Origin of the sequence: Senegalia massiliensis (genome assembly GCF_900626135.1) — a bacterium.
Lineage (GTDB): Bacteria > Bacillota > Clostridia > Tissierellales > SIT17 > Anaeromonas > Anaeromonas massiliensis.
Window position 1 is genome coordinate 58,769 of the sequence record NZ_LR130785.1, and the last position, 14,836, is coordinate 73,604.

The window sequence follows — 14,836 nt, forward strand, 5'->3', positions numbered from 1 at the left end:
AGGTATGAAAAAACTATCTAAAACCCAAAAAGTCTAAATATAGTCAAAAATGGTACATATAATATATTGTTTAAAAATACATCTATTATTATAAAGAAGGTAGGATATGTTATAAATGATAAGTCCATGCATTTTTTCTTAGATTCTTTATAAAATATAAAAGTAGCTAATCCTGAAATCATATTCATAGCTAGAGGGCCTAATATTCTATAAAAATTACTGAAAAAGAAATTTGGATAATATATTTCATTCCCTTGTGTAAAATATATAAATTTAAATACTATTATATTTGCAATTATATATATACCTATCATGACTGCTATCTTTATAGAATCTTTACTATATCCTTTATTAAAATAAGTAAAGTAAAATATTCCTAAAGGTAATGCCATCACAAAAATTATCATAAGTCCTCTAATCACTGTATACATTATTGATATAAAAGGTATAACTACTGCTTTTAAGCTAGCTGATAAATAATCTTCTCTTGTTATGCGTTCTTTAGCCATCATTTCCTCTGAATCACTAAATATTCTAAGATCATCACTATCATAGACCACCTCATTAAATACTACATATTTGTATCCATTAAACTTTACCATTTCAATCTGACTTGAATATTCATCAGTAGTAGCGATAAATTCTACATTTTTAACTTCACCATTTTTCTTAAGTGTCATATCAAATATATCATTTTTATCTGAGGAATATTGATTCTTTGAGTTTTCTCCAGATCCTATTATATGAATTTCATTATTTTCCACATATGTTTCTATATCTGATTCCAATTCATATATATCATAATTATCCAGATAATATTTGCTACTTTCAAAATCCAAGGTATCTTTATCAATTCTAATATTATTTATTTGATAATTTTTACTTCCATCTTTGTTTAATCTCTTTAAATAAGTTACAACTAATCTATCTTCTAAATTATCTATATTTATATCTTTTATACTATATCCAGTATATTTATTTATATCAACTAAAACAATATTCTCATTTTTTCTCTCATTAAAAAGAGTTAATAACTCTCTATCCTTACCTTTATCCTCTACAGATACTAACAAGTTATCTTCTGGACTATAATATGCGCTCTTTATATTTCTATCATTTTCTTTTTCAAATATATTTTCTAACTCTTCATTTTGAAATTTATAAGCTAATACTTTTTCATCATTAGATGTAGTTATTATTATATCTTCATCTATCATACGTACAGTTAAATAATTTACATTTTCAATTATTTTTATAGGTTCTAAAAACTTATCTCCATCAAATGTAGACATATATACATTATTTTTGTAAAGATAAATATATTTATCTTTTATTAAATATGATTGATTTACATTCTTATACTCAAAATTAGAAATTTCATTAGTTCCACTATCCTTTACTTCACCTTTTTTATCTATAATATTAAAGTTAAATTTATTAGGTTTTTCTATATTTAAGTTGAGTATATTATCTTCTAATGAGGATAATTTAAAATCATCATCATTTGTTTCACCAATTTTAAAGTCTTCACTCCAACTATCTGTAAAGCTTATTTCACTAATATTTAGAAAATTATAAAAATGCATAGAAATCATTACAATTACTAATACAACTACTATTAATGTACTTCTAAAAAATATTTTATTTTTCATACTATCCCCCATTATCTAAATTATATTTATTTATATAATTTTATCATAATTTCAATGCATAATATGTCTGAAAATTATGAAGAAATTGAAACATATTATTTTTTATTTAATTTATCTAGTTTAATTTTTATATTCTATAAAAGTATGTATATTCCTTTTTTTATTCTATATGAAGTTATAAAATATTATGATATAATTTATTGGAATTGTAAAATTATATGTAAAGGATGAAAATTAATTGATTACAGTAACTAATGTAAGTTTAAGATATGGGGATCAAAAACTTTTTAAAGATGTAAATTTAAAGTTTAATCCTGGAAACTGCTATGGAATTATAGGTGCCAATGGTGCTGGAAAGTCTACTTTTTTAAAGATTCTTTCAGGAGAAATAGAGCCTAATACAGGAGATATAAGTATTCCAAAAGATGCTAGAATGTCTGTTTTAAAGCAAGATCATTTCATGTATGATGAGTATCCAGTTATAGAAACAGTTATAATGGGAAACTCTAGACTTTATGAAATAATGAAAGAAAAAGATCAAATATATATGAAAGAAGACTTTTCAGATGAAGATGGAATAAAAGCAGCAGAACTTGAAGGAGAATTTGCTGAATTAAATGGTTGGGAAGCTGAATCTGAAGCTTCTGCTTTGCTTCAAGGACTTGGAATACCAACAGATATGCATGACAAAAAAATGAATGAATTAACTGGTTCAGATAAAGTAAAAGTAATGCTCGCAAAAGCTTTATTTGGTAATCCAGAAATACTAATATTAGATGAGCCTACCAATAACTTAGATATAAAATCTATAAACTGGTTAGAAGATTTTCTACTGGACTTTGAAGGTACAGTTTTAGTTGTATCTCATGATAGACATTTTCTAAATACTGTATGTACTCATATTTGCGATATAGATTTTGGAAAAATAAAGCTCTATGTAGGAAACTATGATTTTTGGTATGAATCTAGTAAGTTAGCTCAACAAATGATGAAAGATCAAAACAAGAAAAAAGAAGAAAAAGTAAAAGAATTACAAGCATTTATTGCAAGATTTAGTGCAAATGCATCTAAATCAAAGCAAGCTACTTCTCGTAAAAAATTATTAGAAAAAATTACTATAGATGATATACAACCATCCAGTAGAAGATATCCTTTTGTAGGATTTAAGCCTGAAAGAGAAGTTGGAAATGATATATTAATGGTAGAAGATTTAAATAAAACTATTGACGGGGAAGTAATTTTAAAAGATGTAAACTTCACTGTAAATAAAGGAGATAAAATTGCATTTGTAGGAGATGAAATCTCTATAACTACATTGTTCAAAATATTAATGGGTAAAATGGAAGCTGATAGTGGTAGCTTCAAATGGGGAGTAACTATAACTACAGCATATTTCCCTAAAGATAACTCAGAATTTTTTAATGATGTAGATTTAAATTTAGTTGATTGGATGAGACAATTCTCTGAAGATCAATCAGAAAGTTATTTAAGAGGATTTTTAGGTAGAATGCTTTTCTCTGGTGAAGAAGCACTAAAAAAAGCTAAAGTGCTTTCAGGTGGAGAAAAAGTAAGATGTATGTTATCTAAAATGATGCTAAGTAGCGCAAATGTATTAATACTTGACCAACCTACTAACCATTTAGATCTTGAATCAATTACAGCAGTAAATAATGGCTTAAGAGATTATAAGAGTAATGTATTATTTACATCTCATGACCACCAATTTATTGATACAGTAGCAAATAGAATAATAAAAATAACTCCAGAAGGCATGATTGATAAGATGATGACTTATGATGAGTTTTTAGAAACAGTAGAGTAATTTAAAAGAGATATATTGACTCGAGTCAATCTATCTCTTTTTTATATTTCCTTATAAAAACTTTTGTACTTCTATAGTGTATCCATTATTATCCTTTAAAAAGAAATGATATATATTAAACTTTTCGTTCTTTTTAGGCTTATCTTCTATATTTATCCCCTTATTTTTAATACTTTCATACATTTTATCTACATCATCAACTATTAATGTGAGAATAGGACTTTTCTCATCTATAGTTTTATTTATATGAGTGCAAAACCCAATAGATGATCCCTGATTTATTTTATAAATCATACATGTTTTTTGGTCTTTATAAAGTTCAAGTTCTAATACATTTCTATAAAAATCATCAGTTTTTTTTAGATTATTTGTTCCTAAAAACAATATAAACTCATTATACATTTTTTCACCTCTACTTTTTAAAAGCCACTTTAAATGCCTTTCCTGCTGCATCTATTGTTTTTTCTATATCGCAATCTGTATGTGCTGTTGATAAAAATAATCCTTCAAATTGTGCTGGTGGTAAAAGAATTCCTTGCTTTAGCATTTCTTTAAAGAATACCTTATATTTATCTGTATCTGATTTCATAACTTGACTGTAACTATCTACAGGTCCTTGTGACATAAATATACATATCATAGCTTTTACTCTATTTATAGTCACATCTATATTTAATTTTTCTATATGTTCATTTAATCCTTTTTCTAACTTCTTAGCCTTTTTTTCTAAATCACAATATATTTCCTTGTTATTTTCAAGTATTTCTAAAGTATTATAGCCCATATACATTGCTAATGGGTTCCCTGAAAGCGTTCCTGCTTGATATACACCACCTAATGGTGCTATCATATCCATTATTTCAGCTTTTCCACCATAAGCACCTACTGGAAGTCCTCCACCTATAATTTTTCCAAAGCAAGTGAGATCTGGATTTATATCATATATTCCCTGGGCACCAGAGTATGATAATCTAAATCCTGTTATAACTTCATCAAATATAAGTAGGGAGTTATATTCCTTTGTAATTTCTCTAAGACCTTCTAGGAATTCTTTCTTGGCTTCAACTACTCCCATATTTCCTGCTACTGGTTCTACTATTACTGCTGCTATATCATTTGAATCTTGAAATGCTTTTTTCACTGAATCTATATTGTTATATTCACATACTATTGTATCTTCTATTACTGTAGAATTTACTCCAGGGCTTGTAGGAATTCCATAAGTAAGTGTACCTGAACCTGACTTCACAAGTAATCCATCTGAATGACCATGATAACAACCTTCAAATTTTATTATTTTTTTCTTTTTTGTATAAGCTCTTGCAAGTCTTAAGGCACTCATTGTAGCTTCTGTCCCTGAATTTACCATTCTCACTTTTTCTACTGAAGGGTATGCATCTACTATTTTCTTTGCCATTTTAGTTTCTATTTGAGTAGGAAGTCCATAACTTGTACCTTTTTTAAATTCATCCTCTATTCCATTTACTAACTTTTCATTACTATGTCCTAATATAAGTGGTCCCCATGAGCAAATATAGTCAATATATTCATTTCCATCTAAATCATATATTTTACTTCCTTTAGCTTTTTCTATAAATATTGGAGCTATATCTACAGAACCAAAAGCTCTTACAGGGCTATTTACTCCCCCTGGAATATATTTTTTAGCTTCATCAAATGCTTTCTTTGACTTTTCAAATTCCATTAATTTCTCCCCCTTAGTTTTTCTGCTATTTCTTTTGCAAAATATGTTATTATAATATCTGCTCCTGCTCTTTTTATAGATAATAATGATTCATATATCACTTTTTCATCCATTAATCCATTTTTTATAGCCATCTTAATCATGGCATATTCACCACTTACATTATATGCTGCTATTGGTATATTATATTTTTCATCTACCCTTCTTATTATATCAAGATAAGAAAGTGCTGGTTTTACCATTATAATATCTGCACCTTCATTTATATCAATCTCTGCTTCTCTTAATGATTCCTTAGGGTTTGCAAAATCCATTTGATAACTGCTTCTATCTCCAAATGATGGTGCTGAATGAGCTGCGTCTCTAAATGGCCCATAAAATGATGATGCATATTTTATACTATAACTCATAATAGGTATCTCCTTAAAACCTTCACTATCAAGTTCTCTTCTCATATGAGCTATTCTTCCGTCCATCATATCTGATGGGGCTACCATATCTGCTCCAGCTTTTGCATGACTTACTGCTATTTTTGATAGTTTTTCAACTGTAGTATCATTTTCTATTTTCCCATCTTCAGTTAATAATCCACAATGACCATGATCTGTATATTGACACATACATATATCTGTAATTATATATATATCTGTAATTTCTTTTTTTACTTCTCTTATTGCACGTTGAACTATTCCATCATTACTATATGCACTACTACCGATATTATCCTTTTTATCAGGTAAACCAAATAACATTATATAATGAATACCTAATTTAGTTAATTCTTTTACTTCTTCAACTAATTTATCTATTGAAAAATGATAATTATTTGGTAATGAAGGAATTTCTTTTTTAATACCTTTTCCTTCCACTACAAATAGTGGATATACTAAATCTTCTATGTTTAACTTAGCTTCTCTTACTAAATTTCTTATTATCTCATTTGCCCTTAAACGTCTTGGTCTGTTTTTTAATTCCACTTTCTCACTTCCTATCATTTAATATAGAATCTATTATTCCATCTATTGTATATTCTTTTGCTTCACTATATACTTTAAATCCTAATTCCTCTATTGTAGATGACGTAACAGGTCCTATTGATATTAGTTTTGCCTTACTTAATAACTTCTTATTTTCTTTACCTACAATTTCAAAGAAATTTTCAACAGTAGATGAAGATGTAAATGTAATATAATCTACATTTTTAAAATTATCTATGAAATCATCACTTTTACTATCATCTACAACTGTGGTATATGTATGTATTTCACATACATTTGATATTTGGTTTAATTTTTCTACTATAAACTTTCTTCCTTTAGCTGACCTAGGCAAAAGTATATTGTCACCTTTTTTTACTTTATCTTTTAATAGTCCATATAATTCTTCTTGTTTGTACGTTTTAGGCATTATATCTGCTACTATTCCAAATTGTTTTAATTTTTCTGTAGTAGATTTACCTATTGATACTATTTTAGAGTTTTTAAGCCATCTACTATCATAACCCATTTTATATAATTCTTTAAAAAATATTTCTACTCCATTTTCACTTGTTAGTATTATATAGTTATATTTATCTATATTTTTTATTTCATTTATTAACTTTGTATTTTCTAGTTTTTCTATTTTTATTGTTGGAAACTCTATTGGATTTGCTCCTAATTCTCGTAATTTTTCTATCATAGAACTATTTTGAGCTCGTGAACGTGTTACAACTATATTTTTACCATGTAGTGGTTTTTTCTCAAAGAAGCTTAATTTTTCTCTATAGTCTACCACATCACCTATTACTATAAGACTTGGTGAAGACATATTTTTCTCCACTGCATAATCATATATCTTATTTAATCTTTCAGTAATTACTTTTTGATTATTTCTAGTAGCCCAATTTATTATTGCAACAGGAGTATCAGGTTTTTTACCATACTTCATTAATCCCTTAGTTATTTTTTCTAAATTTTTCATTCCCATTAAAAAAACTAAAGTTCCATTTAATTTAACTATAGATTCAAAATCAAATTCTTTTTCATCATCACTTAAATGACCTGTGAAAACATGAAATGAGGTTGCAACGTTTCTTTGAGTAATAGGAATTCCAGCATAACAAAGCCCACCAATTGCTGAAGTAATTCCTGGTACTACTTCAAATTCTATATTATTTTTATATAATTCCTCTCCTTCTTCTCCACCTCTACCAAAGACATAAGGATCTCCACCTTTTAACCTTACTACTGTTTTACCTTCTTTGGCTTTTTCAACCAATAACTTATTTATTTCACCTTGCTTAAGTGTATGATGATTTGGTTTTTTGCCTACATATATCATTTCACATTCTGTTTTAGATTCTTTTAAAAGGCTATCATTTACTAATCTATCATATACTATTACATCAGCTTCCTTTAATTTTTCCATTCCTTTTACTGTAATAAGACCTATATCCCCAGGTCCTGCTCCTATAAGATAAACTTTACCTTTATTCATCTCCAAACTCCTCTAATACAGTTTTTGCAAGTTCTAATCCTAGTTCTTCTGCTTCACTAATTTTTGAACTCTTTGTTTTTCTAACTAATTTTTTACCATCTTCATCTCCAAACAATGTATCAAGAATTATTTCATCACCATTTATAGTTGCATATGCTCCTATTGGTATATGACAGCCCCCATTAACCCCTTTTAAAAATGCTCTTTCAGCTTTTACTTGAATACAAGCTTGTTTTGAAGATATAGAATCTATCATATCTTCTAACTGTTTATCATCTTCCCTTATTTCTAGTGCAAGTGCACCTTGACTAGGTGATGGTAATATTATTTCATTAGGTAAATACATAGAAATTTTTTCTTCTAATCCTAATCGTTTAATACCTGCTGCAGCTAAAACTACTCCATCTAAATTTTCAGTTTTTATCTTTTCTATTCTAGTTTCAATATTACCTCTAATAGGTACTATTTCTAAATCATCTCTATAATTTAATAATTGATACTTTCTTCTTTTGCTTCCAGTACCAATTTTAGATCCTCTTGGAAGACTATCTAAGTCACTATATCCTGCTTTTAATATAAGAACATCTCTTGCATCTTCTCTCTCAGGTATAGATGCAAATTTAAGTCCAGTTGGCAAACTAGAAGGCATATCTTTCATGCTATGAATTGCTATATCTATTTCACCGTTTAATAAAGCATTTTCAATTTCTTTTACAAATAATCCCTTGTCACCTATTTTATCTAATGGAATATCTTTTATTTTATCACCTTTTGTGCGTATTACTTTTATCTCAAAGTCTATATTGGGATTTTTCTCCTTTAATTTATCTACTACCCATCTCGTTTGGGTCAGAGCTAATTTACTTCCTCTAGAGCCTACTTTTATTTTCATATAATTTTTTTCTCCCCTTTAAATCATCTAAGCTCAAATTTATTATTTCATTTAATATTTCCTTTTTTCTTTTCTCATCATTACATTTTTCTAATACTATTTTTCTTATATCACCTAATAATTTTAAGAACTCTATATACTTTTCATCATACTTTTTTTCTAATTCAAATATTATACTCTTTGAAAGTGATGGACTTTTTCCATTTGTTGAAACAGATATTGTAAGATCTCCTCTTTTAAAAGTAGAAGGTACAATGAAATCAGAATTCTTACCTGTTATATTATTACATAATATGTTTTCATCTTTACAATCAATACTTATTTTTCTATTTAACTTTTTATCATCAGTTGCTGCTATTACTATTGAAGAATTTAAAATATACTTTTTATTATACTTATCTTTTATTATATTAATTTTATTTTTATAATTATAAAACTCAGATTCTATTTTAGGGCTTATAATGCTTAGTTTCCCCCCATATTCCATTAACTTTTTAGCTTTTCTTAGAGCTACCTTTCCTGCTCCTATTATTACTATATTTTTATCTTTTAAATTTAGCATAACTGGATAAAATGAAGTTTCTTCTTTATAACTCATAAATATCTGACATCATTTCTATATAATTATCTAGTTTTTCTTTATCATTTATTTGCTTTAATTTAATTGCTGGATTTCTAATTATTCTTTTAAATGAAGAATGTATTATCTTTTCCATTATTTTTTTATCTCTTGAACTTAAATCTATTTTTCTAAATATATATTCTAAGGTGTTTTTCTCTATTTCCTCACATTTATCACTCATACTTTTAACTATAGGATCTACTTTTAAAGTATCTATCCAATTTTTAAAACTAATTATATCTTCATTTATTAAACTTTTAGCTTTTTTGGATAATTCTTTTCTTTTAACTTCATTTTTTTCTGAGATTTCCTTTAAATTATCTATATTATAAAGATTTACATTTTCTAGCTCTTCTACATCCTCTTCTACATCACGTGGTAGTGCAAGATCTAAAATATATAAATTCTTTTCTAATTTCTTCATATCTTTCTTCCTTATTATATGATGAGGACAGGCTGTTGCTGTTATGAGTATATCTATATCTTTTATAATATTATATCTATCATCATACTCAATTGGAGTTACATTTTCATATAATTCTTTTATTTTATATAATTTATCATGACTTCTATTTGACATGAAAATTTCATCTAAATTTTCTTCTTCTAAGTATTTAAGAGCTAGATTTCCCATTTTTCCTAATCCTATAATAAGTGCTTTTTTGCCTTTTAAATCAATTTTCTCTTTTAAAAATTTAACTCCTATATAACTTATGGAAAGAGGTATTTCTGAAATTTTAAGTTCTTTTTTTACTTTTTTAGCTGTAGTAACTGATTCTCTAAATAATTTATTTAATCTTTTGCCACTTCCGCCTATTTCCATAGCTAACCTATGTGCTTCTTTTACTTGTCCTAAAATTTGATCTTCACCAAGTACTATAGATTTTAAACCAGATGCTACTTCATATAAATGATAAATTGATTCTATCTCTTTTTTTACGAAAAAATATTTATCAATTTGCTTTATATCTGACTTTTTTCTATAAATATTTTTAACTACTTCTATATCCCTATCTACATTTCCATCTTCACTATATATATATATTTCACTTCTATTGCAGGTAGAAAGTATAATACACTCTTTTACTCCACTATCTAAAAGATATGTTGTAGTTTCTATTTTCATACTATCTGTAAAAGCTACTTTTTCTCTAATATCTGTTGTTGCTGTATTGTGATTTATTCCTACTACTGAAATATTCATAGATATCAACTCCTGATCCTATTTCTAATTAACACTTTCTGCACGTTCAAGTAATATATCACCTAAAACTGGCTCAACTCCTAATGGTTTAGATATTTTAAAATTAACTCCTTCATATTTATTATCTAGCTCTTCTATTATATGAGGTATATCTTCTTTTATATGAATTCCTTCATATAAAAAATAAGGTACTACTGTTATATCTTTTATATCTTCATTAACCATTTCTTCTACTACTTCTGATATGAAAGGTTTACTTATCTCCATATAAGCACCTTTTATAATATACTTATCTGTTTTTTCTTTTACAATATCTATCATATCAGAAAATCCTTTTTTTGCTTCATTTGATCTACTTCCATGTCCTATAATTAACAATCCTTTTTTCATTATATCACCTTTTCTCTCATTTTTATTTTATAACAAAAAAATCCTACCATAGAGGCAGGATTAAATATACTAATATATTCATACTAGTAAATCCTTCCCTCCGAAGGTTACTTCGTAAAATCAGGCAGGTCTCCTGGCTTACCATCATCCTACTTTCTCTCCTTCCCATTCTAATGAATAGTGGACTTGAGATTTCGTTATGGTTACAGTAGCGGGGGCTGCAGAGGTTTCTCACCTCTTTCCCTATTAATCATAAGTATGAACCTAATTTTAATATTCGATTTTTATTGTTAAATATATATTATCATTTGTTTGAGGGGTTGTAAATAGAATACATATCAAAAATTAATCGAAAAGTATTTTTATTGATTAATTCGTAATTGAATAATAAAATTAATATTTATAATTTTATTTATCTTATACTAAAAACACATAATAAATAAGAATATTCTTATTTATTATGTGTTTTTAGATAATTTAGTATTAAATATTTGGTGAAATTAATTTACTTTTATCGCCTTCGAGTCTTTAGTCATATTTGATAATGCCTCTATACCATCAAGGATACTTACTACTGATCCTTCTTTATTGATTACTAAAAGATTGTATTTTTGTTTATCTGTAATTGAATCAGGTAATTCTTTTTTGGGTAATTCTTCTTTGAAAATTATATTATAACTTAACTGATTATTTGTTGGAACATGTTTTATTAAATCAGTTGAAGTTTTTTCCACAACCTCTCTAATCCTTTCAGGATATTCAAGTGAAAAATAATATTCCACCTTATTTTCTGATAAAAATTTATATAATTCTTCACTCATGATGATTTTTAAATTATAAACCAATTTATTATCTTCTATGTTAATAATAAAATCTTTTATCAAAAAATCATTTGGTACAAATTTTTCACCAAAATCTAAAATTTCTTGTTTATTTATGGAAGAGTTTAATTCTTCTTTATCATTTACTTCTTGAGAATCTTTAGGGATATTATTTTGATTAGTAGCATCCTTATTATTGGAATTATTACATCCACTTAATAAAAATATTATTAAAATAGCACTTAAAATTCTTTTCATTATTTATCACTACTTTCTAGCAATTTCTTCCCTCTGAAGGAATATTTTTTAAAAATTAGGTAGGTCTCTTGACTTACTATCCTCCTACTTTCTCTCCTTCCCATTCTAATGAATAACGGATTTGAGATTTCGTTATGGTTATAGTAGCGAGGGCTGCAGAGGTTTCTCACCTCTTTCCCTATTAATCATAAGTATGAACTTAATTTTAATATTTGATTTTTATAGTTAAATATATTGTTTCACTAATTCATCTAAAAGCTCTGGATAAAAATCTTCTATCTGTTTATATTTATCTCTATTGTTTTCATACTCTTTAAGTTTTTCTATTAGTTTTTCAATATATTTAAATCCTGATCTTTTATCATTATTAATAGTTTCTTTATATTCTTTTGTTTCACCTTCTAATAATAATATTCTTGCTGTAATTGCTCTAACAATATATTCATTGACTATATTGGGCCATTGTTTATATGAATTAGGAAAATATTCTAAATACACATTGTTATTAGGCTCATATTTTTTAATTGACTTTGAATACTTCTCTCCAAGTGGGTTTATATAGCTATGACTAAATTCATGTAACATTACTCCCTTATTTAACTCAAATAATCTTGATATATCATTAATATCTTTTAATTTTTCAATATCTTTATCATATTCTTCATAAATCTTTTGAGTTATTATTGGACCTGTCACTTGATATACATCATATCTACCATTTTCCTTATTTAATCTAGGTCCATATCCTCCAGAATGAATTAATGGTGAAAGTATTATATTATAACTTTTTTGAGATTTCCCATAATAATTTTCTAATGAAGTTATATAACCTTCAATCTCATTACTTTTAGTATAATTTGATAAAATACGCTCATATAAATTTTTATGCTCAGCATAAAAATTTATAAAATTAGTTTCTAGATAAAAAGCTTTTACATTTTCTCTAAACTCATTTAAACTTTTTATACCTACTTGTAATTGCTTGGAAGAATATTTAATATTTTTAGAAGTTTCTAAATTTGGTAAGGCACTACAATTTAAAATGTATTCTATAGGCACTTCATATTGAAAACCCTCTTTTGACAACTTTTTAAATTGATTTACTGCCTTATGATTTTTATAGTTTTTAAAATAATTATCTATATCTGTTTTATAATCAGAATTCAATAAACTAAGACGTGGATAATTAGCTAAGTATTGTATAGTAGTTAATAATTCTACACGTGGATCAACTATAACTTTTATGTTTCTGTTTATATTTATAGCCATTGGCTTAATTTCACTTGTCAATTGTTGTTCTGAATTACAAGAAATTAATAAAAAACTTGATAAAATTAATACTATGATTATTTTTTTCAATCTGTAATCCTCTCATTTTCCTTTTATTAGTTTAAAATTGGTAATCTTTTAAACTAATAAAAATAATTAAATACTAGCAAAGATACGTATCTTTGGTAGTATTATTCTGTTAAAATTCAATGTTTATAGTATTACATACTTCAATTTGACATTCGCACACTGCATATCCTGTACAAGTTCCATAGTCATTACATGGAGCAATGCTATTAGTTCCAACACCATTCTTATTACTTACTATCATATCCATAAATTTCACCCCTTTTGAAAGCATTCTTGTTCCCTAAAATTTAACTTAGTATTGCTTTATATCAAAGTGGATAAGTTCAACATACTTTATGTTTTTTTAAAACTTATACCAATTTTATCAATAGTAATTTATTACATTTTATTTTACTTCAACATTAGTAATTGCATAGTTTCTGATATATCTGCATCTTGTACATAATTTACTTGTGGTATAAATGAAATTAGTGTTACAATTATAATTAAGACTATTGGTAATTTTGTGAATATTTTCATCCTTAAATCATCCTTATAATTAGTGACATTTTCTATAAATAGTTATTAACTTCATTATACATTCTAAAGGAAAATATTACTATCTGAAAGGAGCCGACATTTTAAAAATTGTTTCTGAATATTTTATAATAGGGGGATAAACTATGTTTGAAACATATGATTTAAAAAATTTTGGTGAGAGAATAAAAAACTAAGAAAATCATTAGGATATAGTCAATCTAAAGTATGTAAAGAAGCTAAAATAAATAGAGACACATTAAGTAAATTAGAAAATGGTCATGGAATTGCTTCATATGATACCTTGAATAAATTATCTATCTTTTTCAAAAAAGATTTATTACATGAATTAGCTCATTATAATACTGATAGAACATTACTAAACTATTATGACAGAATAGATAATATTATAAATTCATATAATCTCGAAGAACTAATAAAGTTATCTGATGATTTTGAATCTCATTTCAAAAATAAATTGCCTTTTGATTTTAGTCTATATGAATCTAAACTTATTAAACAATTTAAATTAATAGTTAAAGGAATTGAATCATTATTTAAAAGAAATGAAGATATTAAAAAAACACAAAATATTTTTATAAAATCATTAAAATATACTAAACAAGATTTTAAATTAGACACTTTTAAAAATTTTAATTACAATCTATTTGAAATTCGCATATTGCTTTTGATAGCTATTACCTTTAAAAGAGATAAAAGTTATCAAAAAAGCAATAAAATTCTAAAGTTTATTCTTACTACATTAAACTTCGATAGTGAAACTCTTTTAAATGAAAAAAAATTAATAATTAAAGTGTTTTCTAATATTTCATATAATTATCATCACATAGATGCACATAAAAACGCTTTAAAATATGCTAATAATGGAATAAAATATTGTAGAGAACAAGATATAATGTATGCTTTAAATCACTTATATTATAGAAAGGGTATAGCTGAATATTTTCTTGGTGAAAATGAAGAAACCTATAAAGATTCTCTCAATAAAGCTATACATATATTAGAAATAAAAGGATATGATGAGTTAGCTAATAAATATAAAGAAATTACAAAAAATAGATATAATATAGAATTAAATTAGAAAAAACCCTTGCAA

At 26.0% G+C, this 14,836-nt stretch carries 14 protein-coding genes, 1 pseudogene and 2 riboswitches; of the genes and pseudogenes, 2 read left to right on the forward strand and 13 right to left on the reverse strand.

The annotated features are described in order from the left end of the window. Positions 1-17: 17 nt before the first annotated feature. Positions 18-1,652, reverse strand: coding sequence for a hypothetical protein (locus E0D94_RS00240; protein WP_130805315.1), 1,635 nt, complete (start codon positions 1,650-1,652; stop codon positions 18-20). A 238-nt stretch (positions 1,653-1,890) separates the two neighbouring features. Between E0D94_RS00240 and E0D94_RS00245 the strand changes: the two genes are divergently transcribed. Further along, complete coding sequence (locus E0D94_RS00245; RefSeq protein WP_130805316.1) at positions 1,891-3,474, forward strand: ABC-F family ATP-binding cassette domain-containing protein; 1,584 nt, start codon at positions 1,891-1,893, stop codon at positions 3,472-3,474. Positions 3,475-3,525: 51 nt separating this feature from the next. Here E0D94_RS00245 and E0D94_RS00250 read toward each other — a convergent pair whose 3' ends face one another. From E0D94_RS00250 to E0D94_RS15055, 12 genes are all read right to left on the reverse strand, one after another. Then, a complete protein-coding gene (locus E0D94_RS00250; protein WP_130805317.1) occupies positions 3,526-3,876 on the reverse strand; it encodes a VOC family protein in 351 nt (116 codons plus the stop codon). 10 nt (positions 3,877-3,886) lie between these two features. Further along, positions 3,887-5,179 carry a glutamate-1-semialdehyde 2,1-aminomutase gene (hemL, locus tag E0D94_RS00255; RefSeq protein WP_130805318.1) on the reverse strand — a complete coding sequence of 431 codons (1,293 nt, stop codon included), beginning with the start codon at positions 5,177-5,179 and terminating at the stop codon, positions 3,887-3,889. Beyond that, positions 5,179-6,174 (reverse strand): porphobilinogen synthase, encoded by a 996-nt coding sequence (gene hemB / locus E0D94_RS00260; protein ID WP_130805319.1) that lies wholly within the window; start codon positions 6,172-6,174, stop codon positions 5,179-5,181. Before hemB ends, hemL begins: the two co-directional genes overlap by 1 nt. After that, the gene (gene cobA / locus E0D94_RS00265; RefSeq protein WP_130805320.1) at positions 6,161-7,657 is read right to left on the reverse strand and encodes a uroporphyrinogen-III C-methyltransferase; all 1,497 of its coding nucleotides are present in this window, start codon (positions 7,655-7,657) and stop codon (positions 6,161-6,163) included. The genes hemB and cobA overlap by 14 nt, the downstream gene beginning before the upstream one ends. Continuing rightward, complete coding sequence (gene hemC / locus E0D94_RS00270; RefSeq protein WP_130805321.1) at positions 7,650-8,549, reverse strand: hydroxymethylbilane synthase; 900 nt, start codon at positions 8,547-8,549, stop codon at positions 7,650-7,652. Before hemC ends, cobA begins: the two co-directional genes overlap by 8 nt. Next, positions 8,527-9,147 carry a precorrin-2 dehydrogenase/sirohydrochlorin ferrochelatase family protein gene (locus E0D94_RS00275; protein ID WP_242620447.1) on the reverse strand — a complete coding sequence of 207 codons (621 nt, stop codon included), beginning with the start codon at positions 9,145-9,147 and terminating at the stop codon, positions 8,527-8,529. Before E0D94_RS00275 ends, hemC begins: the two co-directional genes overlap by 23 nt. Next, complete coding sequence (gene hemA / locus E0D94_RS00280) at positions 9,137-10,375, reverse strand: glutamyl-tRNA reductase (protein WP_130805322.1); 1,239 nt, start codon at positions 10,373-10,375, stop codon at positions 9,137-9,139. Before hemA ends, E0D94_RS00275 begins: the two co-directional genes overlap by 11 nt. Before the next feature lie 24 nt (positions 10,376-10,399). Beyond that, the gene (locus E0D94_RS00285) at positions 10,400-10,765 is read right to left on the reverse strand and encodes a sirohydrochlorin chelatase (protein WP_130805323.1); all 366 of its coding nucleotides are present in this window, start codon (positions 10,763-10,765) and stop codon (positions 10,400-10,402) included. A 106-nt stretch (positions 10,766-10,871) separates the two neighbouring features. Next, positions 10,872-11,048, reverse strand: a riboswitch (cobalamin riboswitch). A 217-nt stretch (positions 11,049-11,265) separates the two neighbouring features. Continuing rightward, positions 11,266-11,844 carry a membrane lipoprotein lipid attachment site-containing protein gene (locus E0D94_RS00290; RefSeq protein WP_130805324.1) on the reverse strand — a complete coding sequence of 193 codons (579 nt, stop codon included), beginning with the start codon at positions 11,842-11,844 and terminating at the stop codon, positions 11,266-11,268. A gap of 41 nt (positions 11,845-11,885) precedes the next feature. Beyond that, positions 11,886-12,062, reverse strand: a riboswitch (cobalamin riboswitch). A gap of 7 nt (positions 12,063-12,069) precedes the next feature. Then, positions 12,070-13,203: a DUF4932 domain-containing protein gene (locus E0D94_RS00295; protein ID WP_130805325.1), complete on the reverse strand. Its 1,134-nt coding sequence runs from the start codon at positions 13,201-13,203 to the stop codon at positions 12,070-12,072. A 109-nt stretch (positions 13,204-13,312) separates the two neighbouring features. Next, entirely contained in the window at positions 13,313-13,450 is a 138-nt protein-coding gene (locus tag E0D94_RS14670) for a hypothetical protein (protein ID WP_165442816.1), read from the reverse strand. Positions 13,451-13,593: 143 nt separating this feature from the next. Beyond that, entirely contained in the window at positions 13,594-13,722 is a 129-nt protein-coding gene (locus E0D94_RS15055) for a hypothetical protein (protein WP_278044671.1), read from the reverse strand. A gap of 196 nt (positions 13,723-13,918) precedes the next feature. Between E0D94_RS15055 and E0D94_RS00300 the strand changes: the two are divergent. Further along, positions 13,919-14,821 (forward strand): annotated as a pseudogene (locus E0D94_RS00300) (helix-turn-helix domain-containing protein); the annotation flags it as partial. Positions 14,822-14,836 lie beyond the last annotated feature (15 nt).